22 protein-coding genes and 1 tRNA gene are annotated in these 21,539 nt (G+C 70.0%); 13 read left to right on the top strand and 10 right to left on the bottom strand.

Translation table 11 applies throughout. The features are described 5' to 3' along the window. Positions 1-191: 191 nt before the first annotated feature. Both ABZ656_RS45215 and ABZ656_RS45210 read right to left on the bottom strand, forming a co-directional pair. Entirely contained in the window at positions 192-761 is a 570-nt protein-coding gene (locus ABZ656_RS45215; protein WP_101405031.1) for a GPR1/FUN34/YaaH family transporter, read from the bottom strand. A 182-nt stretch (positions 762-943) separates the two neighbouring features. Further along, complete coding sequence (locus ABZ656_RS45210; RefSeq protein ID WP_101405030.1) at positions 944-1,471, bottom strand: universal stress protein; 528 nt, start codon at positions 1,469-1,471, stop codon at positions 944-946. Between the two features lie 323 nt (positions 1,472-1,794). Between ABZ656_RS45210 and ABZ656_RS45205 the strand changes: the two genes are divergently transcribed. From ABZ656_RS45205 to ABZ656_RS45185, 5 genes are all read left to right on the top strand, one after another. Continuing rightward, positions 1,795-3,057 (top strand): hypothetical protein, encoded by a 1,263-nt coding sequence (locus ABZ656_RS45205; RefSeq protein ID WP_360276689.1) that lies wholly within the window; start codon positions 1,795-1,797, stop codon positions 3,055-3,057. A gap of 378 nt (positions 3,058-3,435) precedes the next feature. After that, entirely contained in the window at positions 3,436-4,665 is a 1,230-nt protein-coding gene (locus ABZ656_RS45200) for a helix-turn-helix domain-containing protein (protein ID WP_101405028.1), read from the top strand. Positions 4,666-4,796: 131 nt separating this feature from the next. Next, positions 4,797-5,399 (top strand): oligoribonuclease, encoded by a 603-nt coding sequence (gene orn, locus ABZ656_RS45195; RefSeq protein WP_101405027.1) that lies wholly within the window; start codon positions 4,797-4,799, stop codon positions 5,397-5,399. 106 nt (positions 5,400-5,505) lie between these two features. Further along, positions 5,506-5,578, top strand: a tRNA-His gene (locus ABZ656_RS45190). Between the two features lie 113 nt (positions 5,579-5,691). Further along, entirely contained in the window at positions 5,692-6,207 is a 516-nt protein-coding gene (locus ABZ656_RS45185) for a GNAT family N-acetyltransferase (RefSeq protein WP_101405016.1), read from the top strand. Positions 6,208-6,209: 2 nt separating this feature from the next. On the opposite strand, the gene ABZ656_RS45180 is transcribed toward ABZ656_RS45185, so the two are convergent. Next, positions 6,210-7,040, bottom strand: a complete 831-nt coding sequence (locus tag ABZ656_RS45180) for a serine/threonine protein kinase (protein WP_101405015.1) — start codon at positions 7,038-7,040, stop codon at positions 6,210-6,212. A gap of 36 nt (positions 7,041-7,076) precedes the next feature. Beyond that, positions 7,077-8,132: a LacI family DNA-binding transcriptional regulator gene (locus ABZ656_RS45175; RefSeq protein ID WP_101405014.1), complete on the bottom strand. Its 1,056-nt coding sequence runs from the start codon at positions 8,130-8,132 to the stop codon at positions 7,077-7,079. A gap of 430 nt (positions 8,133-8,562) precedes the next feature. On the opposite strand from ABZ656_RS45175, the gene ABZ656_RS45170 reads away from it, so the two are divergent. The 4 genes from ABZ656_RS45170 to ABZ656_RS45155 all read left to right on the top strand — a co-directional run bounded on the left by ABZ656_RS45170 (position 8,563) and on the right by ABZ656_RS45155 (position 13,401). Continuing rightward, positions 8,563-9,894 carry an extracellular solute-binding protein gene (locus ABZ656_RS45170; RefSeq protein ID WP_101405013.1) on the top strand — a complete coding sequence of 444 codons (1,332 nt, stop codon included), beginning with the start codon at positions 8,563-8,565 and terminating at the stop codon, positions 9,892-9,894. 5 nt (positions 9,895-9,899) lie between these two features. Then, positions 9,900-10,913 (top strand): sugar ABC transporter permease, encoded by a 1,014-nt coding sequence (locus ABZ656_RS45165; RefSeq protein ID WP_168491858.1) that lies wholly within the window; start codon positions 9,900-9,902, stop codon positions 10,911-10,913. Between the two features lie 12 nt (positions 10,914-10,925). Continuing rightward, positions 10,926-11,834: a carbohydrate ABC transporter permease gene (locus ABZ656_RS45160; protein ID WP_067380947.1), complete on the top strand. Its 909-nt coding sequence runs from the start codon at positions 10,926-10,928 to the stop codon at positions 11,832-11,834. Positions 11,835-11,964: 130 nt separating this feature from the next. Then, positions 11,965-13,401, top strand: coding sequence for a GH1 family beta-glucosidase (locus ABZ656_RS45155; protein ID WP_360276675.1), 1,437 nt, complete (start codon positions 11,965-11,967; stop codon positions 13,399-13,401). Between the two features lie 93 nt (positions 13,402-13,494). Here ABZ656_RS45155 and ABZ656_RS45150 read toward each other — a convergent pair whose 3' ends face one another. Then, positions 13,495-13,917 carry an ATP-binding protein gene (locus ABZ656_RS45150; RefSeq protein ID WP_360276672.1) on the bottom strand — a complete coding sequence of 141 codons (423 nt, stop codon included), beginning with the start codon at positions 13,915-13,917 and terminating at the stop codon, positions 13,495-13,497. Positions 13,918-14,171: 254 nt separating this feature from the next. Here ABZ656_RS45150 and ABZ656_RS45145 point away from each other — a divergent pair, with 254 nt between their 5' ends. Then, entirely contained in the window at positions 14,172-15,053 is an 882-nt protein-coding gene (locus tag ABZ656_RS45145; RefSeq protein WP_360276669.1) for a helix-turn-helix transcriptional regulator, read from the top strand. Positions 15,054-15,064: 11 nt separating this feature from the next. Beyond that, entirely contained in the window at positions 15,065-15,259 is a 195-nt protein-coding gene (locus tag ABZ656_RS45140) for a DUF397 domain-containing protein (RefSeq protein ID WP_360276666.1), read from the top strand. 48 nt (positions 15,260-15,307) lie between these two features. Here ABZ656_RS45140 and ABZ656_RS45135 read toward each other — a convergent pair whose 3' ends face one another. Beyond that, positions 15,308-15,721 (bottom strand): DNA-binding protein, encoded by a 414-nt coding sequence (locus ABZ656_RS45135; protein ID WP_360276663.1) that lies wholly within the window; start codon positions 15,719-15,721, stop codon positions 15,308-15,310. Further along, positions 15,703-16,002 (bottom strand): hypothetical protein, encoded by a 300-nt coding sequence (locus ABZ656_RS45130; protein ID WP_101405006.1) that lies wholly within the window; start codon positions 16,000-16,002, stop codon positions 15,703-15,705. Before ABZ656_RS45130 ends, ABZ656_RS45135 begins: the two co-directional genes overlap by 19 nt. Positions 16,003-16,267: 265 nt before the next feature. Here ABZ656_RS45130 and ABZ656_RS45125 point away from each other — a divergent pair, with 265 nt between their 5' ends. Beyond that, positions 16,268-16,999: a class I SAM-dependent methyltransferase gene (locus ABZ656_RS45125; protein ID WP_360276660.1), complete on the top strand. Its 732-nt coding sequence runs from the start codon at positions 16,268-16,270 to the stop codon at positions 16,997-16,999. Between the two features lie 16 nt (positions 17,000-17,015). On the opposite strand, the gene ABZ656_RS45120 is transcribed toward ABZ656_RS45125, so the two are convergent. The 3 genes from ABZ656_RS45120 to ABZ656_RS45110 all read right to left on the bottom strand — a co-directional run bounded on the left by ABZ656_RS45120 (position 17,016) and on the right by ABZ656_RS45110 (position 20,803). Beyond that, complete coding sequence (locus ABZ656_RS45120) at positions 17,016-18,485, bottom strand: cellulose binding domain-containing protein (RefSeq protein ID WP_360276657.1); 1,470 nt, start codon at positions 18,483-18,485, stop codon at positions 17,016-17,018. Between the two features lie 243 nt (positions 18,486-18,728). Further along, positions 18,729-20,105 carry a HAMP domain-containing sensor histidine kinase gene (locus ABZ656_RS45115; RefSeq protein ID WP_101405003.1) on the bottom strand — a complete coding sequence of 459 codons (1,377 nt, stop codon included), beginning with the start codon at positions 20,103-20,105 and terminating at the stop codon, positions 18,729-18,731. Further along, the gene (locus tag ABZ656_RS45110) at positions 20,102-20,803 is read right to left on the bottom strand and encodes a response regulator transcription factor (RefSeq protein ID WP_101405002.1); all 702 of its coding nucleotides are present in this window, start codon (positions 20,801-20,803) and stop codon (positions 20,102-20,104) included. Before ABZ656_RS45110 ends, ABZ656_RS45115 begins: the two co-directional genes overlap by 4 nt. Before the next feature lie 119 nt (positions 20,804-20,922). On the opposite strand from ABZ656_RS45110, the gene ABZ656_RS45105 reads away from it, so the two are divergent. Continuing rightward, positions 20,923-21,450, top strand: coding sequence for a hypothetical protein (locus ABZ656_RS45105; RefSeq protein WP_360276684.1), 528 nt, complete (start codon positions 20,923-20,925; stop codon positions 21,448-21,450). The last annotated feature ends 89 nt before the right edge of the window (positions 21,451-21,539 follow it).

Raw genomic sequence — 21,539 nt, 5'->3', positions numbered from 1 at the left:
AGGGCCTGTGCCCGGCACGCCGAGAGCACGCACCTGACGCCGCAGGGCCCGCCCTCCGGGCGGACGACGGGAATTTGACGACAGGACCTAGGCGCGAAGAACGAGAACGGGTCCCTGTGCCACGCCACCAGCGCACAGGGACCCGTTCCTTCAGGGGGCCGGGGCCGCCCATGCCCCGGCCCGCGCCGACTTCAGCCGGTGGCCGTCACCCCCCGGCCGGCGGCGCGTCCCGGAAGCGTGGTGGGCCAGTGGGCCATGGCCGCCGTGGCCCCGTACCAGGCGAGCGCTCCGCCGGCGACGGCGAACCAGCCGCCGACCTTCCCCAGACCCCCGCTGTCACCGAACTGCCCGACGGCCAGCAGGAGAAGGGCGACGAAGAGCAGCGCGTACGTTCCTCGGGTGAGAAGTGAGGCGCCGCTCGCGCCCGCGGTCAGGCTCAGCGCGACGAGCGCGAACAGGAGCAGGAAGAGACCGGTCGCGTTCGCGGACATCTGCGTGCCGGCCGTGACGCCCCAGGTGAACCAGAACGCGCCGAGTGCCGTGAAGGCCGTACCGGTGAAGGCGTCGTGGTCGCGGAAGGCGAACAGCCCGGCTGCGAAGAGCGCGATGCCACCGACGTAGGTGGCGAGCGAGACGGAGTCGGCCGCTGTCACGCCGTCGATCACTTGGGTGTGACCGAGGCCGAAGAGCAACAGGGTGAGGCCGAGCGCGAGGTGGCCGAGGGTCGAGGTGATGCTTCCCGCGGAGACGTCATTGTCCACGGCGGGCTCCCTTCATGCATGTGCAGTTGTGCTGCGTGGTACCGGCCGTGCGGTTGGTCCGGTGGCCGGTATGTACCCTTCACAAGGGCACAAACCACCTCTACGCGCGAGTAGATTCATGCCGTTTCAGGCACCCGTCAAAGGGAGTTGACGGTAGGTCAGGGGTTGCGTCGGGGGATGCGTCAGGGGATGACGATCACCGGGCGCTGCGCACGCTTCGCGAGCCGTCCGGCCACCGAGCCGAAGATGCGCCCGACGATGCCGTGCGTGGAGCCGACGACGATCGCGTCCGCCTCGTACTCCCGTCCGACCTCTTCGAGTTCGTGACAGATGTCACCGCCGCGCTCGACGAGGATCCAGGGCACCTCGGCCAGATATTCGGCGCACGCGAGTTCCAGGCCGAGCACCTCGGTGCGGTGGTCGGGCACGTCGACGAAGACCGGTGGTTCACAGCCCGCCCACACGGTGGTGGGCAGCCGGTTCGCGACATGCACGATGATCAGGCCCGAGCCGGAGCGGTGGGCCATGCCGATCGCGTAGGCGAGGGCGCGCTCGCTGGACGTCGAGCCGTCGAAACCGACGACGACGCCGTGCTTGAAGGCGGGATCGCAGGACTGGCGGGGTTCTTCCGCCGCCAGGGGCTCGGCCGACGTGGGATCGGCGAGCGGGCGCTTGCGGTCCGCGGGATCGAAGAATTCGTGACCGGCCATGGGTATCTCGGCGTTTAGATCCTCGTGGTGGGGACGAAAAGTGCGGCAGAGCTGTGTCCGGGAATCATCTTCCCAACCCCATACCCCCAAGGGTACGGCGGCACGCCTCCTCTGCCCAGATCTCGCGCGCACTGCGCGGCGTTCCCCGGAGCATGCATGAGAGGCGCCCTTAACGCAATGGTTGCTGCCCCGTACAGGCGGTTTGCACAGGGTTCACCCAGGCTCGCGGTCTTTCGTAGGTGACCGGCGGGTCGAACACGCGTTGAACCGATGAGCCACCGTCATGGAGAGCACTGGAGTACCAGGGAACCAGGGAGCAGACCGTGCCAGGACCAGAGACCGCGTCCCACCCCTCCTCCCCGGCGCCCGCCACGTCACCCGGACCGGACACGGCGAGCGAGGTGGTGCGGTGGGCGGCCTTCAGCTGCGTCCTGGTCCCCGTCGTCCTCGTCGGGTTCGGCACCTCCCTCGCCGGCGCGGCCGGTACGGCGCTGGGCCTGGCGGCCGTGACCGGCGTCTGCCGGGTCCTCCTGCGCCAGTCCGAGCGCGTCGCGGCCCGCCTCCATGCGGACGAGCCGGTCTCACCCCGGGCCCGGCACAGCAGGACCGGCCTCCACGGCGGCGTCCCGCACCACCACCACGGCCGCCCCGGGCGTGGCCGCCGGGGTCGCACCGAGGCGCCCCGCGGGGAGAGAGACCCCGGCGCCCGGGACGACGGGGTCCATGGCGAGACGGCCCACGCCGAGGGGACCACCCCCGGCACCCGGAACCCCGGCGCCAGGGCCATGGCCGGGGCCCGGAGCGACCAGGGCCGCGCCGTACGGGACGAGGACGGACGGGACCGGGACGGACGAGACCGGGAGGCACAGGACCGGGAGGCACGGGACCGGGACGCACGGGACCGGGACGCACAGAACCGGGAGGCACGGGACCGGGACGCACAGAACCGGGAGGCACAGGACCGGGACGCACGGGACCGGGACGGACGGGACCGGGACGCACAGAACCGGGAGGCACGGGACCGGGACGCACGGGACCGGGACGGACGGGACCGGGACGCACGGGACCGGGACGCACGGGACCGGGACGCACGGAATCCGGACGGACGGAATCCCGGCGCACAGGCCCAAGACACGGCGAACCCGACCGGACAGGACCTTCCCCCGGGAAACCTGGCCGAACCAGACGGGCACCCGAAGAACCTGATCACCTGGGACCGGGCCCCGGGAAACCTGGCCGAACCAGACGGGCATCCGGAGAACCTGATCACCTGGGACCGGCCCCCGGGAAACCTGATCAGGTGGGACCCGAGCGGCTGGAACCGGGACGCACAGGATCCGGACACCCGGGTCCAGGACGCACGGGATCCGGACACCCGCGTCCGGGACGCTCCGGGCCAGGACACGCGCGACCAGGACACAGGGCGCGACGCCCCTCGCGGCGGTGTCCCGCTCGAGCGCCCCGCACGGCACCGTGGCACGCAGGATTTGGCCGACTCGCACATCATGAACGGCTTGCAGGGCAGTAGTGGTCCGGGGGCGCACAGGGGCGGACGTCACGGCGGAGGAAAGAAGCCGGTTGACTGACCGGTTTGCGCGCACGCCCCCGCTTCTTTTCAGCCAACTTCGGGCACCCGCGCATCCCTTGCTCGAACGACCCCCCAACCCGCGTTCCACCTGCACCGAAAGGCCTCCGGAGGGCGCACGCACCCTATGGGGATTGGCCACTGACACGAGGCGCACTTCCCTGCAAGGCCCACGAGTGCAACGCTTCGTGATCGAATGCTTCACGCCAAGTTGCCATGTCGACATTCTGCCGAGTGCCGAACTGGTCACCTTGGCGCCACGGGACACAGTAGATTCGATCTTGACTGTCTTACGGCGGGGGACTCGTGCAGGACCGAGGGGAAACGTGCAGGAGCGACACAACCGAGGAGCCGCGACCACCGAGGGGGGCTTAGCAGTATGAGCCACGACTCCACTGCCGCGCCGGAAGCCGCGGCCCGGAAACTTTCCGGGCGACGCCGCAAGGAGATCGTCGCGGTGCTGCTGTTCAGCGGCGGCCCCATCTTCGAGAGTTCCATACCGCTGTCGGTGTTCGGGATTGACCGCCAGGACGCCGGCGTGCCGCGCTACCGACTTCTGGTGTGCGGCGGCGAAGAAGGCCCGCTGCGGACCACAGGGGGCCTGGAACTCACCGCGCCGCATGGCCTGGAGGCGATCTCGCGGGCGGGCACCGTCGTGGTGCCGGCCTGGCGTTCGATCACCTCGCCGCCACCGGAGGAGGCGCTCGACGCGCTGCGCCGGGCGCACGAGGAGGGAGCCCGCATAGTCGGACTGTGCACCGGCGCCTTCGTGCTGGCCGCCGCCGGACTGCTGGACGGCCGGCCGGCGACGACCCACTGGATGTACGCACCGACGCTGGCCAAGCGGTACCCGTCGGTCCACGTCGACCCGCGAGAACTCTTCGTGGACGACGGGGACGTACTGACCTCCGCGGGTACGGCGGCCGGAATCGATCTCTGTCTCCACATCGTGCGGACGGACCACGGCAACGAGGCGGCCGGCGCGCTGGCCCGCCGTCTTGTCGTGCCCCCGCGCCGGAGCGGCGGTCAGGAGCGCTATCTCGATCGATCTTTACCAGAGGAGATCGGCGCCGACCCCCTCGCGGAGGTCGTCGCCTGGGCGCTGGAGCACCTCCACGAGCAGTTCGACGTCGAGACGCTGGCGGCACGCGCGTACATGAGCCGCCGCACCTTCGACCGCCGGTTCCGCTCGCTCACGGGGAGCGCTCCCCTGCAGTGGCTGATCACTCAGCGCGTACTGCAGGCGCAGCGGCTGCTGGAGACCTCCGACTACTCGGTCGACGAGGTCGCCGGACGCTGCGGCTTCCGTTCGCCGGTCGCGCTGCGGGGTCACTTCCGGCGCCAGCTCGGCTCGTCCCCGGCCGCGTACCGGGCGGCGTACCGCGCGCGCAGGCCGCAGTCGGAGCGGCCGTCGGACGTGGACGGCTCCGCGGGCCAGGCCGGGCCACCGCCCGTCCTGAGCCAGGAGAGCCCGGTGCCGCTGCAGACCCGCCGCACGGCGGCAGCCACCGCCCTGGGCCCGTCGACGTCCCTGTCGACGGAGCCGGGCAAGACGGGCACCGAGCTGTACGCGGCCGGGCGCCTGCCGGGGCAGCGCAGCGCGCCCTGAGGCGATGACGCGAGACGGTGGCGGCCCGGAACCCGACGAGGGTCCCGGGCCGCCGCCGTCCCAGGCCACCACGCAGGTCACCGCCGTCCCGGATCTGCCCGTGCGCCGGAGCGCGCCGTAGGGTTAGGGCCATGAACGATCGCATGGTGTGGATCGACTGCGAGATGACCGGGCTCTCGCTGTCGGAGGACGCACTCATCGAGGTGGCCGCGCTGGTCACCGACTCGGAACTGAACGTGCTCGGCGAAGGGGTGGACATCGTGATCCGCCCGCCGGAGCGGGCGCTGGAGACGATGCCGGACGTGGTGCGCCAGATGCACACGGCCTCCGGCCTCCTCGACGAACTGGCCGAGGGCACGACTCTGGCCGACGCCGAGGCACATGTCCTCGCCTACGTACGTGAGCACGTCAAGGACCCGGGCAAGGCCCCGCTGTGCGGAAACTCGGTCGGCACGGACCGGGGTTTCCTGTCGCGCGACATGCCGGCCCTCGAGGACTACCTCCACTACCGCATCGTGGACGTCTCCTCGGTGAAGGAGCTGGCCCGCCGCTGGTACCCCCGGGCCTACTTCAACAGCCCGGAGAAGAACGGCAACCACCGCGCCCTCGCCGACATCCGCGAATCCATCGCGGAGCTCCGCTACTACCGCGAGGCGATCTTCGTCCCGCAGCCCGGCCCCGACTCGGACACCGCCCGCACCATCGCGGCGAAGCACGTGGTGTCCGCCGAATGACGCATGTCCGGGGCCCCGAGGGACCCCGGAGAAAGCCTGGCGCAAGCACCCCTTCGGACCCTGTACACTTTTTCTCGGCCGGTCAGGGAAACCAAGACCGGTCGTGGTGGGTGTAGCTCAGCTGGTAGAGCACCTGGTTGTGGTCCAGGATGTCGCGGGTTCAAGTCCCGTCACTCACCCTGATCGACTGAGGCCCGGTCCGCACAAGCGGACCGGGCCTCAGTCGTACGGCGAGCCGTGCGGCCGTACGGCCGAGTCCGTACGTGTCCGGCGTGCCCTCTAGGCTCACCCAATGCCCCCACCCCACCTGCCCGCCCGCACCCTGCGCACCGCCCGCCTCGATCTTCTGCCCCTCCGTGTCGAGCACGCCGGGGAAATGGCCGAGGTGCTGTCCGACCCGGCGCTGCACACGTTCATCGGCGGCACACCCGCCACTCCCGAGGCCTTGCGTTCACGCTATGAACGCCTCGTCGCGGGCTCCCCCGACCCGGCCGTCCTCTGGTGCAACTGGGTACTGCGGCTGCGCGAGGAGGGATGTCTCGTCGGTACGGTCCAGGCGACGGTCACCGGCGAGGTCGCGGAGATCGCCTGGGTGGTGGGCACGCCCTGGCAGGGGCGGGGGTTCGCCGGGGAGGCGGCGCGGGGGCTGGTCGGCCGGTTGGGCGACGAGCCCGGCGTCCGTACCGTCGTCGCGCACGTCCACCCCGGCCACCGGGCCTCCGCGGCCGTCGCCGCGGCCGCCGGGCTGGGCCCGACCGACCGGTACCAGGACGGCGAAGTCCGGTGGGAGCTGCCGCTCGGGCGGTGACCTCAGCCCCCGTGCGGGTGATTGGCGGCCCGCCACGCGTCGGCGAACCGGTGGACGTCCTCGAAGCGTTCCTCGGGGTCGGACCGGGTCGCCCGGACGATCACCGCCTGCTGGGCCGGGGTGCCCCGCCAGGCGCGTTCCTCGTCGCCCGCGTCCAGCAGGAGCCGGGCGGTGCGGCCCAGGGTGAAGACGGTCGTACGGGTGTCGATCACGGCCCCGCACACGAATTCCTCAGGGGCCATGAACCGGCGCGAACCCGGCAGGCGTTCCTCCTCGACCACGAACGGGCCCGGCCGGTACTCGTCGAGGTCGACCAGGTGGACGACGTCGCCCCCGAAGTCGTACAGCAGCGCGCCGTCGTAGAAGTCGACCGCGACATGCCCGGCGGCCTCCACCGCGAGATGGGCGTCGAGGACACGTTCGAAGGCGGCGAGGACGCGGGAGATCGGCAGGGCGCGGAAACGGGCCATGGGGGTGCCAGGGCTCGTACGGTCGCGCGGTCCGCCCACCATGGCCGGATACAGCACCTCGCCCTCCCGCCAGGGCATCACCACCGCCGCGCCGTCCCGCCCCACGGCGATGCGGTGGACCTGCGGGACGATCGCCCGGTGCCGTACGGCCCGGTGGAAGGCCCAGGCTCGTTCGAGCGAGTGTCGTCCGCCGTCGGTCACCGCCTCCTTGACGAACCAGCGCGCCCCGTCGAGCAGACGGACGCCGTACGACACGCACCCCGAGTCCTGCTCCCGGAACGCTTGGAACACCTCCCCCACCCTGCCCAGGTAGGGCTCCATGGCGGGCACTTCATCGACTCCGAGCAACGGATGGAGGACCATACCGATCAGATTGCCCTATCGAAGCCTTTCCGTGCGTCAGGACGAGGCCCGCACCACCAGTTCGGACGGCAGCACGACCTGCCGCTTCTCCAGACCGCGCGAGACCGCGGGCCGGCGGTCGGCGATCTCCCCGAGCAGCAGGTCGATCATGGCGCGGCCCATCTCCTCGATCGGCTGGCGCACGCTCGTCAGGGGCGGTTCCATGTGGCGGGCGATGGCGGAGTCGTCGTAGCCGACGAGGGCCACGTCGTCAGGTATGCGGCGGCCCACCTCGCGCAGGACCTGGCGGGCGCCCGCCGCCATCACGTCCGAGCCCGCGAACACTGCGTCCAGGTCCGGGCAGCGGGCCAGCAGCTCGGTCATCGCGCGCCGGCCGCCCTCCTCGGTGAAGTCGCCCGGGATGATCAGCCGGTCGTCCGCCTCGCGTCCGGCCGCGCGCAGACCCTCGCGGTAGCCGTCGACACGACGCTGGGCGCCGAAGACGTCGAGACGCCCCGCCAGATGGACGATCCGCTGGCGTCCCCGGGCGATCAGGTGCTCGACGGCCATGCGGCCTCCGCCGTAGTTGTCGGAGTCCACGGACGGCAGTGTCTCGTCCACCGAGCGGCGACCGCTGATCACAGCCGGGATCTCCAGCTGGGAGAGGAGGTCGGGCAGCGGGTCGTCGGCGTGGACGGAGACGAGGAGTACGCCGTCGACACGGTGCGCGGCCAGGTACTGGGCGAGGCGCTGCCGTTCCCGGTCGCTGCCCGCGAAGATCAGCAGCAGCTGCATCTCGGTGTCGGAGAGCTCCGCGCCGACGCCGCGCAGCATGTCCGAGAAGTACGGTTCCGCGAAGAAGCGGGTCTCCGGTTCGGGGACGACGAGGGCGATCGCGTCCGTGCGATTAGCGGCGAGGGCGCGTGCCGCCGTGTTCGGGACGTAGCCGAGTTCGGCGACCGCCGCCTCGACGGCCGCGCGGGTCGCGTCGCTGACCCTCGGGGAGCCGTTGATCACCCGGGACACCGTGCCGCGGCCCACGCCCGCGCGTGCCGCGACCTCTTCCAAGGTCGGCCGGCCGCCTCCCCGGCCCCGCGCTCCGTGGCTTGCCATGGTCCGCCTCCCGTCGACGTCGCGCGCTCCGCGACTGGCCTGGAATCTAACAGCCCCGTTCACCACCGGGACCGCGGCAACCCGTACGTGAACGAGGTTCCGTGCCGATCTCGGCCAGGGCCGTCGATCGAGCCTTCCGCCGGGGCCAATACCCCACTGACACGAGCCACTTCAACCGTCCGCCGCACCCCTTCCCTCCCGCTCCCCGGAGTTAGTTAACAGGCCGATAACTGAACGCATCTCTCCGCGTCGGCTCCCTTGACACCCCCGCGCGAACCGACGACTCTTCAACACATCACCTGTGGGAGCGCTCCCACGGTACCTGACACATACACATCCCGCACGTTCCCCGCCCGAGCCGCAGCATGAACAACGGGCCCAACAGAGCAGTTGGCCGGGGGGTCGGCACGTCAGGCAACAGGAGGACGCAATGCGCACGATCACCCGTCGGTCCCGCAGTCTGGGGGCCCTCGCGGCCGTCGCCGCGCTGACCACAGGGCTGCTGGCCGGCTGTGCCAACGACAGTGGTGGAAGCAGCGGTGGGAGCAGCAGTGACACGGGCGGAGGCAAAGGCAAGACCACGATCACCTTGGGCCTCTTCGGCACTCAGGGATTCAAGGAGGCCGGCCTCTACGCCGAGTACGAGAAGCTCAACCCGAACATCAAGATCGCCGAGAATGTCGTCGAGCGCAACGAGAACTACTACCCGGCGCTCGTCAACCACCTCACCACCAACAGCGGGCTGCAGGACGTCCAGGCCGTCGAAGTCGGCAACATCGCCGAGGTCGTGCAGACCCAGGCGAGCAAGCTCGTGGACCTGTCCAAGGTCTCGGGCGTGAGCAAGAGCAACTGGCTGGACTGGAAGTGGCAGCAGGCCACGACCCAGGACGGCCAGACGATCGGACTCGGCACCGACATCGGCCCGATGGCGATCTGCTACCGCAAGGACCTCTTCCAGCAGGCCGGCCTGCCCACCGACCGCGACAAGGTCGGGCAGCTGTGGGCGGGCGACTGGAACAAGCTCGTCGCCGCCGGTGAGACGTACAAGACGAAGGCGCCCAGCGGCACCACCTTCATGGACTCCCCCGGTGGTCTGCTCAACGCGATCATCAGCAGTGACCAGGAGAAGTTCTACGACTCCTCCGGCAAGGTCGTCTACAAGACGAACCCGGCCATCAAGTCCGCCTTCGACCTGACCGCGAAGGCCGCCTCGGAGGGACTGGTCGGCGCGCAGACGCAGTTCCAGCCGGCCTGGGACACGACGATCGCCAACAGCAAGTTCGCCGCGGTGGCCTGCCCGCCGTGGATGCTCGGCTACCTCAAGGGCAAGTCGAAGCCGGACGCCGCCGGCAAGTGGGACGTGGCCGCCGCGCCCAAGTCCGGCAACTGGGGCGGCACCTTCCTGGCCGTGCCCAAGAGCGGCAAGCACGTCACGGAGGCCGAGAAGCTGGTCACCTGGCTGACCGCGCCCGCCCAGCAGGCCAAGCTGTTCAGCGTGCAGGGCAGCTTCCCGAGCGCACCCGGTGCCTACAACCTGCCCCTGGTGACCGGCGCGAAGAACTCGATGACCGGTGACACACCGATCGGCACGGTCTTCGCAGAGGCCGCCAAGGCGATCCCGACCCAGGTGATCGGCCCGAAGGACCAGATCATCCAGCAGGGTCTGACCGACAACGGCGTCATCCTCGTCACGAAGGGCAAGTCGGCCGCCGAGGCCTGGACGACGGCCACCAAGACCATCGACAACAACCTGGAGAAGTGACCGGTATGGCCACCCGGCACGACACCGCCGCGCCCCCCACCGAGGAGGGGGGCGCGGCCCCGGGCCGTCCGCCCGCCGCGGTACCCGACGAGAAGGAACAGCGGCGCCGCAACCGGCTGTCCCGCCGCTGGCAGCGGGACATACGGTGGAGCCCGTACGCGTTCGTCTCACCGTTCTTCCTGCTGTTCCTGGCGTTCGGCCTGTTCCCGCTGATCTACACGGGCTGGGCCTCGCTGCACACGGTGGAGCTGACGGCGCCCACCGACATGCAGTGGGCGGGCCTGCGCAACTACACCCGCATCTTCGACGACGACTTCTTCTGGAACGCGGCGAAGAACACCCTGACCATCGGGATCATCTCGACCGTCCCGCAGCTGCTGATGGCGATGGGCCTCGCCCACATCCTCAACTACAAGCTGCGCGGCTCGATCTTCTACCGGGTCATGATGCTCGCGCCGTACGCGACGTCGATCGCCTCCGCCTCGCTCGTGTTCGTGCTGCTGTTCGGCCGCGACTACGGCATGATCAACTGGGCGCTGCACGCCATCGGTTTCGACAAGATCGACTGGCAGAACGACAAGTGGCCCTCGCAGATCGCCGTCTCGACGATCGTCATCTGGCGCTGGACCGGCTACAACGCGCTGATCTACCTGGCGGCGATGCAGGCGATCCCGCAGGACCTGTACGAGTCGGCGGCCCTGGACGGGGCCAACCGCTGGCAGCAGTTCTTCCACGTGACCCTGCCGTCGCTGCGGCCGACGATCCTGTTCACCGTCGTCGTCTCCACCATCGGAGCGAGCCAGGTCTTCGGCGAACCGCTGCTGTTCGACGCCAACAAGGGCGCGTCCGGCGGCGCCGAGCACCAGTTCCAGACACTCGGCCTGTATCTCTACGAGCAGGGCTGGGTGAACCAGCACCTGGGCCGCGCCTCCGCGATCGCCTGGACGATGTTCCTGATCCTCATCGTGATCGGGATCGTCAATTACGTCATCTCGCGCCGGCTGCGCGCCAGTAGTTAAGGAGAACCGGCCGTGACGACGACCCTGACGAAACCCCCGGCGGACGCGGTACCCGAACCGCCGAAGCGTCTGCGGCGCCCCAAGTCGGCGCGCGCGGGCGGACAGATGCACGCCGGTCCCCTCGCGTACGTCATCCTCGCGCTGTTCACGATCGGCTCGCTGGGCCCCCTGGTGTGGACTGCGATCGCCGCCTCCCGCGACACCAACCGGCTGGCGCAGTCCCCGCCGCCGTTCTGGTTCGGCTCGAACCTCTTCCACAATCTCGACGTCGCCTGGACGGAGGCCAACCTGGGCGAGGCGTTCGTCAACACCACGTTCGTGGCGGGTGTTTCCGCGGTGACCGTGGTCTTCCTGTCGACGCTCGCCGGGTTCGCCTTCGCCAAGCTGCGCTTCAAGGGCCGCGGCGCCCTGATGCTGATCGTCGTCGGCACGATGATGGTGCCGCCGCAGCTCAGCGTGATCCCGCTCTACATGATGGTCGCCAAGCTCGACTGGACGGACCAGCTCCAGGCGGTGATCTTCCCGTCGCTGGTGAGTGCGTTCGGGGTGTTCTTCATGCGGCAGTACCTGATCCAGGCGCTGCCGGACGAGCTGATCGAGGCGGCCCGTGTCGACGGCGCGAGCAGCTGGCGGGTCATCTGGCACGTGGTGTTCCCGGCTGCCCGGCCCGCCATGGCGGTGCTCGGCATGCTGGTGTTCGTGCAGACGTGGAACGACTTCCTGTGGCCGTTCCTGGTGCTCACCCAGACCGGCAACCCGACCGTGCAGGTCGCGGTCGCGGGCCTCGGCCGCGGTTTCACTCCCGACCAGTCCCTGATCATGGCGGGCGCGCTGCTCGGCACGCTGCCGCTGCTCTTCGTCTTCGCCCTGTTCGGCAAGCAGATCGTCGGCGGCATCATGCAGGGCGCCGTCAAGGGCTGACCTCGTTCACTGGTGGGAGAAGGGGAGCCGGGCCACCGCCGCCCCGGCCCCTCCTCCCCCCCTCTTCTCTGCCTCTTCCCTCCCCCTCTACTTACTGTCGGTCTCCACGACCTCCTATGGGAGCGCTTCCATGCCTGAGTCCGCATCGCCCGTGACCTTTCCCCCCGCCTTCCTCTGGGGCGCGGCGACCTCCGCTTACCAGATCGAGGGGGCGGTACGGGAGGACGGCCGTACGCCCTCCATCTGGGACACCTTCAGCCACACGCCCGGCAAGACGGCCGGTGGTGAGACCGGTGACATCGCTGTCGACCACTACCACCGCTACCGCGACGACGTGGCCCTGATGGCGGAGCTGGGCCTGTCCGCGTACCGCTTCTCGGTCTCCTGGTCCCGGGTGCAGCCGACGGGCCGCGGCCCCGCTGTCCAGCGCGGCCTGGACTTCTACCGCAACCTCGTCGACGAACTGCTCTCGCACGGCATCAAGCCCGCCGTCACCCTCTACCACTGGGACCTCCCGCAGGACCTGGAGGACGCGGGCGGCTGGCCGGAGCGCGACACGGCGTTTCGTTTCGCCGAGTACGCGCAGATCGTGGGCGAGGCGCTGGGCGACCGTGTGGAGCAGTGGATCACCCTGAACGAGCCGTGGTGCAGCGCGTTCCTGGGCTACGGCTCGGGTGTGCACGCGCCGGGCCGTACGGACGCGGCGGCATCGCTCAAGGCCGCCCACCACCTGAACCTGGCGCACGGCCTGGGCACCACCGCGCTGAGGTCCGTGATGCCGGCCCGCAACACGGTCGCGGTCAGCCTGAACTCGTCGGTGGTCAGGCCCCTTTCCCCGTCCGCGGCGGACCTGGCGGCGGTTCGGCGCATCGACAACCTGGCCAACGGCGTCTTCCACGGCCCGATGCTGCACGGCGCCTACCCGGAGGGCCTGTTCGCGGAGACCTCCTCGATCACGGACTGGTCGTACGTCCTGGACGGCGACCTCGCGGTGATCAAGCAGCCGCTCGACGCGCTCGGTCTGAACTACTACACCCCGGCGCTGGTGTCGGCGGCGGAGAAGTCGGCGGACGGCCCGCGCGCGGACGGGCACGGGGCGAGTGCCTATTCGCCGTGGCCGGGCGCGGACGATGTCGCGTTCCACCAGACCCCCGGTGAGCGTACGGAGATGGGCTGGACGATCGACCCGACCGGCCTGCACGACCTGATCATGCGCTACTCGCGGGAGGCCCCCGGTCTGCCGTTGTACATCACGGAGAACGGCGCGGCCTACGACGACAAGCCGGACCCGGAGGGCCGCGTCCACGACCCCGAGCGCATCGCGTATCTGCACGGTCATCTGGCAGCGGTGCGCGGTGCGATCGCCGACGGCGCGGACGTGCGGGGCTACTACCTCTGGTCCCTGATGGACAACTTCGAGTGGGCGTACGGCTACGGCAAGCGGTTCGGAGCGGTGTACGTCGACTACGCGACCCTGAGCCGTACGCCCAAGTCCAGCGCGCACTGGTACGGGCAGGTGGCCCGGACGGGGTCGCTGCCGTCGGCGACGTCGGCCGACGCCGAGTAGGTCATTCGGTTCCTTTGTCCGGGGGCGGGGGGAGGGGCGCGGCGCCGGGGGGTGCCGCGCCCCCGACGCGTATCGCGTGCGCGTGCCGCCCGATCAACGTCCGAGCTCGAACCAGGTGGCTTTGCCCGGCCCCGGGCCGTGCGTGCACACGCCCCAGGCGTCGGAGCCGTAGGAGATGAGCTGTATACCGCGGCCGTTCTCGGCGTCGGGGGCGGCGGTGCGGCAGGTGGGCAGGCCCGGGGCTTCGTCGTGGACGAGGACGCGGAGTCGGTGGGGGTCGGTCCAGCCGGCGTAGAGGGTCACGGGGGTGGTGCAGTCCTTGCCGACGCAGGCGTTGATGGCGTTGGTGACGGCTTCCGAGGTCAGCAGCACTGCGGTGTCGGTGAGTTCGGGGCGGTGGGAGGCGGTGAGGAGAGTACGGACGGTTTCGCGGGCGGCGCGGACCCAGACGGGGTGGGGCGGGAAGACGAGGGAGACGTCGGTGGGGGCGGGGAGGGGGTGTGGGGGGTCCTCCATGAGGGCTCCTTCGGGTGTGAGTGGGTGTGGGCGCGCGCACGTGGTGACCAGGTCCGGGGCCTCAACTGGGGTGAGGGTGGGGGTACTTCCTCGGGGCGCGGGGCACTGGTTGGATGCCTTCGACGGTATGGCCACACATGGGAGAGTTACAACTGTGTCCGCCCAGTTCCCCCCTCACGGGTGACGTCGCTCCAAGGCGGTGGACGCCGGAAAGAGCCGCGCGGCACACTGCGCACGGTCACAGGGAGGACCGCATGCCACCAAGGAGCAGCCCAAGTGAACGACAGCGACGCCTGGGTGCGGAGCTGCGCAAACTGCGCACCCAGGCCCGAATGTCGGGTGACGCCGCCGCAGAGGTCATCGGAGCCGAGCGCACCCGGGTCAGCCACATCGAGATGGGGCGCGTCGATGTTCCGCGCAACGGGCTTTACAAGTTGCTACGTGCCTACAGTTGCCCGGAGGGCGCTTACTTCGAGGGCCTGATGGAAATGGCCCAGGAACGCGGCAAGGGCTGGTGGGACGACTATCGGGACGTGGTCGACTCCTCGGCCTGCGATCTGGCGGAGCTCGAATCGAGGTCGACGGTCCTGCGGACTCACGAGTCGCTGTTCGTCCCCGGCATGCTGCAGACGAGCGACTACGCCCACGCGGTGATCAGCGAATCGGAGCCGAACCCCCGGCGCGCGGACCGCTTCGTCGACTTCCGTCTCGCGCGACAGCACGCCATCCTCGACAGCACCTCAGTGACGTACCGGGCCATCATCTACGAGGCCGCACTGCACGCGCAGATCGGTGGCCCCAAGGTCATGCGTCAGCAGTTGCTCCTGCTGATTGAGGTAGCACGGCGGCCCAACGTCACTGTGCAGGTGTTCCCCTTCACCGCTGGAGCGTACTCCGCGTACAGCCGCTCGTTCGCCATCTTCGGTGGTGTAACGCCCGAACTCGACACGGTGTATCTGGAGCACCCGACTGAATCGCTCTTCCTCCGGGATGGTGAACAAGTCGACGGGTACGCCAAGATGTTCGAAAGGCTCTCTGACCGGGCCCTCGCACCCGTCGACCCCGAGTCGGCTCCGGAGTCCCACGACACCAGGGATTCACTGAGCCTGATTCAGCACGTGATGTACACCCTGTGAGAGGAACCGCAATGCCCCAACTCACCTGGCAGAAGTCTTCGTTCAGTGGCGGAGGCAATGGCGAGTGCGTAGAGCTGGCGGCAGCCACGACGTCGGACCACATCCACCTCCGCGAAAGCGACCAGCCCGCCACCATCGCCACCGCTACACCCCACGCCCTGGCGAACCTGCTTCACGCGGTGAAGGCCGGAAACCTCAGTCACTGAGCCTCAGGTGCTTGCTATCGGCCCGGCATCCCGCGGAAATGCGTCGGCTCACACTGCGACGAGGCGGACCCTGTCCCCGCACAGCTTGGCCATGTCGTCGAGGTCCGAGGTGAGCATGACCACCGGGCGGCGCTGCCGCAGCGCCATCTCGGCCACTACGGCGCCGATCGCGTACTTACGGCCGTGCAGCCCGGCGCTGATCAGCATGGCTGAGGCAGCCTTCGCTTCCTCGTCACCGACAGGCACGACTCGCACCCCCGACAGCACCCAGGCGAGCCGAGCCTTGTCAGTCCCCTGATGGACCGCCTCGATGATGGTGAGCGCGCTGATGACCACTTCCATGCCCCGCTTGCGCGCCTCGCCGATGAGCGCGACGGCAGGCTCGCGGTCATCGACGAACTTGGTCAGGCCTTCGCAGTCGAGGACGAGGGTGCCTTCGTGGCTCAGCTTGCGGCGGGCCACTGCCCCTCCTCGGCGAACACCTCGTCGAAGACGCGGCGCGCCCGCTCCTGCTCGGGCTCGGAGATCGGCCCGTTGCGGCGCTCGTAGTCGGCCAGGTACTCATCCAGGATCTGGCCGCGCAGCTCACGCTCCACGGCCTCGGTGATGAACGCGGAGAACTCACGCTTGCCGACCCGCCGACGGATCGCCTCGGCCGTCCCCTCCGGGAGGGAAAGACTGACGCGGGTGGCGGGCCCCTCGCCGACGCCGTACGGAGTCTCCGTCCCTCCGATATCGCTCATGCGAGCAATTTATCAAACGAGTAGGAATCTCTCCTGGGCCGCCGGGCAGATGCCTTCAGAAAGTTGCCTCGGCGCCGCCGAGATTGCCGTCAGGGTGGCCTTCGAAGGGGGCAGAGCCGACCTCGGGCGACACCCCGCGGCGGGGACGGCGCGCCCTCTCCCTCCCCTCCCGCAAAGGCCCTTCACGACCCTCCGCGCATCTACCCTGACCTGGCCTTTCGCGCCTACTAGGCCCTACCGTCGCCCCATCACGGAAGGGGACCGGATGGACCGGAACATACGCACGATCGACGACGTACTGAACCTCCTGGACGGCCTGTTCGCGCCGGAGGCCGATCGGTGGACGGCGGGCGGCGCCGCCTGGTGGGACGGCTTCTACGCCGACCGCTCCAAGCCCGTACCGTTCTTCGTCGCGAAGCCGGACGAGAACCTGGTCGGATACCTCGACGAGAAGCTGATCGCCCCGGGCCGCGCCCTCGATCTGGGCTGCGGGCCGGGGCGCAACGCCCTTCATCTGGCCGCCGCGGGCTTCCAGGTGGACGCGGTCGACCTGTCCCCGACGGCGATCGCCTGGGCCGAGGACCGTGCGCGGGAGGCCGGAGCCGAGATCCGCTTCCACTGCGGCGACGCGTTCGCGCTCACCCCTGACGACCTCGACGGCCCTTACGACCTGATCTACGACTCGGGCTGTTTCCACCATCTGCCGCCGCACCGCCGTATCAGCTACCTCGCCCTGCTCGACCGGGTCCTCGCCCCGGGCGGCCATCTCGCCCTCACCTGCTTCGCCGCCGGCGAGATGGGTTCCGAACTCCCTGACCAGGCCTTCTACCAGCAGTCCGCGCTGCACGGCGGACTCGCCTACACGCCCGAGTCCCTGCGCTGGGTCTTCTCCGACCTGACCGAGGTCGAACTGCGCCGCATGCGCGACGAGCCGCCCGAGTCCGCGCTCTTCGGTGAGCCCTTCCTCTGGACGGCCCTGTTCCGCCGCGACGGGTAACCCCTGGCGGGGTCGGCTACTTGTACGTGCCGAACGACTTCGAGAACGCGCCCGCGTCCTGCACGATCGAGCTGCAGGTCGCGTCGGCGGAGTTCTTCGCACCGCCCGGGCACTGCTTGTCGCGGGCGGCGGACCACATGGAGAGCCAGCCGAGGCCCTTCGACTTGGCGAAGTCGACCAGTTGGGCCGCGTCGTCGACCTTGAAGATCTCGGAGGCGACGTCGTTGACGCCGATCATCGGGGTGACGGCGACGGACTTCCACGCCGCGCTGTCCGACAGCCCGAGGACGCTCTTCACCTGGGCCTGGGTGGCGGTGGCGGCCTGCTCGGCGTAGGTGCCCATGTCACCGTTGTACGAGGGGCCGTAGTCCATCGCCATGATGTTGACCGCGGAGATCTTCACACCGTTCGACTTGGCGCCGGAGAGCAGGTTCACGCCGTCCTGGGTCAGGCCCTCCGGCATGACCGGGAGGGTGAAGGACACGTCCAGGTTCGGGTGTTGCTGCTGGAGCTTCGCGATCGCCTTCGCCCGGTTCGTGTTCGCGGTCGCGTTCGGCAGCGCTCCGCCCTCGACATCGAAGTCGACCTTGGTCAGGTTGTACGCGTCCACGGCCTTCCCGTACGCCGCCGCCAGCGCGTCCGCCGACGAGCAGGTCGTCGCCAGCTCCGAACCCGAGGCGCCACCGAAGGACACCCGGACGTCGCCGCCCTTCGCCCGCAGCGCGCCGATCTGCGACGCCACGCCGTCACTGGCGAGGTCGGTCACCCCGCCCCACTTCGGCGTACAGCCGCCGCCGTCGGTGATGAAGGCCAGGTTGTAGTCCTTCACACCGGTGGCCGTGGCACTGCCGACCAGGTCGAAGGCCGGGTAGAGGGAGGTGTCGACGTACGGCGCGAAGCCCGCGCCGGTCGTCGTGCCGCTGCCGGTTGTCTGCGAGGCGGAAGGAGTGGGTGTGGACGTGGGGGCCGGGGTCGACGTGGGGGGCCGAGTGGCGGTGGATGTCGGGGTCGGGGTCGGCGACTGGGTCGGGCGGCCGCTCGGCTCCGGCGTCGCGCCGTCGTCCACCGAGCACTTGGCGCCGTCGATGACACAGCCCTTCGGGTCCGCGGTGCCGTTCACGACGAAGCCGACGGTGACCGACTCGCCGGCCGCCAGCCCGTCCTTGTCCCAGGACGGCGGCTTGACGGTGACGTGCTGCCCGCTCACCGTCGACGTTCCGTTCCACAACGAGCTGAGCCCGGCGCCCGACGGCAGGTCGAACTCCAGCGTCCAGTCCGCCTTCGCCTGGCCGGTGTCGTTGGTGATGACGTACTGCGCGGTGTAACCCGTCGACCAGTCACTGGTCTTGGTGTACGCGGCACCGACGCCGGCCGCCAGCGCGGTCCCGGAGAACAGGAAGGCACCACCGCCGACCACGGCCGCGGCGACGATCCCGCCTATCGCCTTGTTTCTGCCACTGACCTTGCGCCGGTGCGTAGTGCTCATCGCGTGTGCCTGCCTTCGCGGTTCACGGGGGGTGGGGTGCGGCAGCACGCTAGCGATCCGGAATCGGACAAACCGCCTGATCAGGACGCCCGCCGGCGATCTTATGGTGCGCTTAAGGAAGGCATCGGGGACGGTTAAAGGTAGAGACCAATTTGGCCACGCGCCCGGCCCGCGCCGGGCCCACGCCCCACTCGCGCCGACCTGCGCCAGCTCACGCCCACGCCCCACTCGCGCCGACCTGCGTCAGCTCACGCCCACGCCTCGCCTACGACGCCGCACGGACCCCCTGTGCCCGCGCCGTACCGGAGCCCGCCCGTCCAGCTGGATCCATATGCGCACCTCGGTGCCGCCCAGCACCGACGAACCGATCCGCACGTCCCCGCCCGTCGACTCCGCGAGCCGGCGCACGATGTCCAGGCCGAGGCCGGTCGAGCCGTCACTCCCGGAACCCTTCCCCCGTGCCATCGCGGCCTCCGGGTCCATGATGCCCGGGCCCGCGTCCGACACCAGCACGATCACCGCGTCCTCGCTTTTGTGCACGTCGACCGCGAAGGCCGTGCCTTCCGGGGTGTGCCGGAACACGTTCCCGAGGAGCGCGTCGAGGGCGGCGACGAGGTCGGCCCGGGCGACGGGTATCCGTACGGGATGGTCCACTCCCGCGACCCGCACCTTGCGCCCCTCGTCCTCTGCGAGCGCCGACCAGAAGTCCATCCGCTCGCGGACGACCTCGGACGCGTCGCAGCCGGCGCCGATGCCTATCGCCGCCGTCTGCGGCTTGGCCTCCCGGGCCGTCCGGATGATCGTGTCGACCTCCCGCTCCAACTGCGCCACCGCCGCCCGCGTCTGCTCGGCGGCCGGCCCGTCACCGAGCGAGGCCGTGTTGAGGCGAAGCACGGTCAGCGGGGTCCGCAGGCGGTGCGAGAGGTCAGCGGCCAGCTCCCTCTCGTTCGCCAGGAGTTGTACGACCTGATCCGCCATCGAGTTGAACGCCACCGCCGCCAGCCGCAGTTCGTTCGGCCCCTCCTCGGGCACCCTTGCGCCGAGCTTCCCCTCCCCCAGCTCATGCGCGCCCTCGACCAGTCGCTGCGCCGGCTGCACCATCCGTACCCCCAGCCGGTCGGCGACCGCGACCGAGCCGATGATGAGCGCGACCCCGACCGCGGCGAGCACCGCCCAGGCGGTGCCGACCCCGTTGCTGACCTCGGACTCGGGGACGTAGACCTCGACGACCGCGATCTCGCCGGAGCTCAGCGCGGTGGGCTGGAGCAGGATGGAACCGCCGGGGACCTCCGCGGTGGAGGCCCGGCCGATGGTGCGTGTGGTCGCGATGTCCTTGGCGGCGGCGCGCTGCCGTCCGATGTCGACCGCCTTGGCGCCGTCGCTCGCCGGTATGTGCACGGCCATTCCGTCGTCCGAGCCGGCGGAGGCGACGACCCTCTCCAACTGGTCCCGGTCGGTGGTGATGGACAACGCGGGCGCGATGGCCGCGGCCTGCCGCTCGGCGTTCGAGAAGGCGCGGTCCCTGGCCATCTCCTTGATGACGAGCCCCAGTGGGACCGCGAAGGCCACCACGACCATCGTGGTCACCGCCACGCACACCTTGACCAGTGCCCACCTCATCGCGGCGGCTCCGAGCTCGGTGGTTCCAGCTTCACGCCGACCCCGCGGAGAGTGTGCAGATAGCGCGGCCGCGCCGCCGTCTCGCCCAGTTTCCGGCGCAGCCACGACAGATGGACGTCGATGGTCTGGTCGTCCCCGTACGACTGCTGCCACACCTCGGCGAGCAGCTCCTTGCGCGCGACGACGACACCGGGCCGCCCGGCGAGAAACGCGAGCAGGTCGAACTCGCGCCGGGTGAGGTCCAGTCGGGCGCCGTCCAGCTCGGCCTGGCGGCGCAGCGGGTCGATGGACAGGCCGCCGACCCTGATGACCGGCGACGGGGGTGTATCGCCCGTCGTCCTCGAGCGGCGCAGGACGGCGGCCATCCGCGCGGACAGGTGCTCGACCGAGAACGGCTTGGTCAGATAGTCGTCCGCCCCGTCGTTCAACAGGCGGACGATCTCCGTCTCGTCGTCCCGCGCGGTTGCGATGATCACCGGGACGTCGGTGATGCCGCGCAGCATCTTCAGCGCCTCGGCCCCGTCCAGATCGGGCAGTCCGAGGTCCAGGATGACGACGTCGAAGGAGAAATGGGCAACCTCGCGCAGCGCCTCAAGGGCGGTGCCGACACTGCGCACCGTGTGCGCGGCTTCGGTCAGATGCCGGATGAGAGCGCTGCGTACGAACTGGTCGTCCTCGACCACGAGCACACTTGCCATGCGCCGCACCGTACGCCATCTGTGCGATGCCGGTCCGGTGCCTGTGGATAACTCGGGCCGCCGTTCTGTCAGGAGACATGGGAGACACCCGTGGGGCGCGTGAGGCAGTATGGCCCGCGATGCTCAGAGGATTCGTACACGTACTGGCTTGGTCGCTCGCCACGGGCGCGGCGGTCACGCTGTCGTGGTGGGGCGTCCACTCGGTCATGACGGGGACGGCCTACGATCCGCCGCGCGCGCTGCCCATCACGGTGGGCGGGGCGACGACGCAGGGGTCCAAGCCGCTTGCCTCGTCGACGGGTCGGCCGTCGGCGAGCCCGAGTCCATCCGCCTCGAAACCGACGACGAGTCCGCGGCCGACCGCGACGCCGGCCCCCTCGAAATCGCCCTCCGCCGAACCGAGTCCGAGCGCCTCCGGACCCGCCGGGCAGGTCAAGAGTTACGACACCGACGGGGGGCGGGCCGTCTTCGATCTCGGTACGACCTCCGCGACGCTCGTCTCGGCCACGCCGGGTTCGGGGTGGTCGATGCAGGTGTGGAAGACGGAGTCGTGGATTCGGGTGGAGTTCGCTTCGGGGGCGGATCGGGTGTCGGTGTTCTGTACGTGGCACGACGGGCCGCCGCGGGTGGAGATCGGCACGTACTAGTGCCGCGGCAGGCAACGTTTGCCCGTCAAGGAGCGGCGTCCGGTGCGTGCTCTCGGCGTGCCGGCCGGAAGTCCTCGTACTGGACGTAC

The organism is Streptomyces sp. NPDC007095 (genome assembly GCF_040634475.1).
GTDB lineage: Bacteria > Actinomycetota > Actinomycetes > Streptomycetales > Streptomycetaceae > Streptomyces.
Note: the sequence above shows the minus strand (reverse complement) of the source record. Positions and strands in the feature narration are given on the sequence as shown.

Coding starts and splice junctions, on each gene's coding strand:
- ABZ656_RS45210 (WP_101405030.1), bottom strand. CDS start 1,471: ATGGCCGGTCACGAATTCTTCGATCCCGCGGACCGCAAGCGCCCGCTC.
- ABZ656_RS45200 (WP_101405028.1), top strand. CDS start 3,436: ATGAGCCACGACTCCACTGCCGCGCCGGAAGCCGCGGCCCGGAAACTT.
- orn (WP_101405027.1), top strand. CDS start 4,797: ATGAACGATCGCATGGTGTGGATCGACTGCGAGATGACCGGGCTCTCG.
- ABZ656_RS45185 (WP_101405016.1), top strand. CDS start 5,692: ATGCCCCCACCCCACCTGCCCGCCCGCACCCTGCGCACCGCCCGCCTC.
- ABZ656_RS45180 (WP_101405015.1), bottom strand. CDS start 7,040: ATGGTCCTCCATCCGTTGCTCGGAGTCGATGAAGTGCCCGCCATGGAG.
- ABZ656_RS45175 (WP_101405014.1), bottom strand. CDS start 8,132: ATGGCAAGCCACGGAGCGCGGGGCCGGGGAGGCGGCCGGCCGACCTTG.
- ABZ656_RS45170 (WP_101405013.1), top strand. CDS start 8,563: ATGCGCACGATCACCCGTCGGTCCCGCAGTCTGGGGGCCCTCGCGGCC.
- ABZ656_RS45165 (WP_168491858.1), top strand. CDS start 9,900: ATGGCCACCCGGCACGACACCGCCGCGCCCCCCACCGAGGAGGGGGGC.
- ABZ656_RS45155 (WP_360276675.1), top strand. CDS start 11,965: ATGCCTGAGTCCGCATCGCCCGTGACCTTTCCCCCCGCCTTCCTCTGG.
- ABZ656_RS45150 (WP_360276672.1), bottom strand. CDS start 13,917: ATGGAGGACCCCCCACACCCCCTCCCCGCCCCCACCGACGTCTCCCTC.
- ABZ656_RS45145 (WP_360276669.1), top strand. CDS start 14,172: ATGCCACCAAGGAGCAGCCCAAGTGAACGACAGCGACGCCTGGGTGCG.
- ABZ656_RS45140 (WP_360276666.1), top strand. CDS start 15,065: ATGCCCCAACTCACCTGGCAGAAGTCTTCGTTCAGTGGCGGAGGCAAT.
- ABZ656_RS45130 (WP_101405006.1), bottom strand. CDS start 16,002: ATGAGCGATATCGGAGGGACGGAGACTCCGTACGGCGTCGGCGAGGGG.
- ABZ656_RS45125 (WP_360276660.1), top strand. CDS start 16,268: ATGGACCGGAACATACGCACGATCGACGACGTACTGAACCTCCTGGAC.
- ABZ656_RS45120 (WP_360276657.1), bottom strand. CDS start 18,485: ATGAGCACTACGCACCGGCGCAAGGTCAGTGGCAGAAACAAGGCGATA.
- ABZ656_RS45115 (WP_101405003.1), bottom strand. CDS start 20,105: ATGAGGTGGGCACTGGTCAAGGTGTGCGTGGCGGTGACCACGATGGTC.
- ABZ656_RS45110 (WP_101405002.1), bottom strand. CDS start 20,803: ATGGCAAGTGTGCTCGTGGTCGAGGACGACCAGTTCGTACGCAGCGCT.
- ABZ656_RS45105 (WP_360276684.1), top strand. CDS start 20,923: ATGCTCAGAGGATTCGTACACGTACTGGCTTGGTCGCTCGCCACGGGC.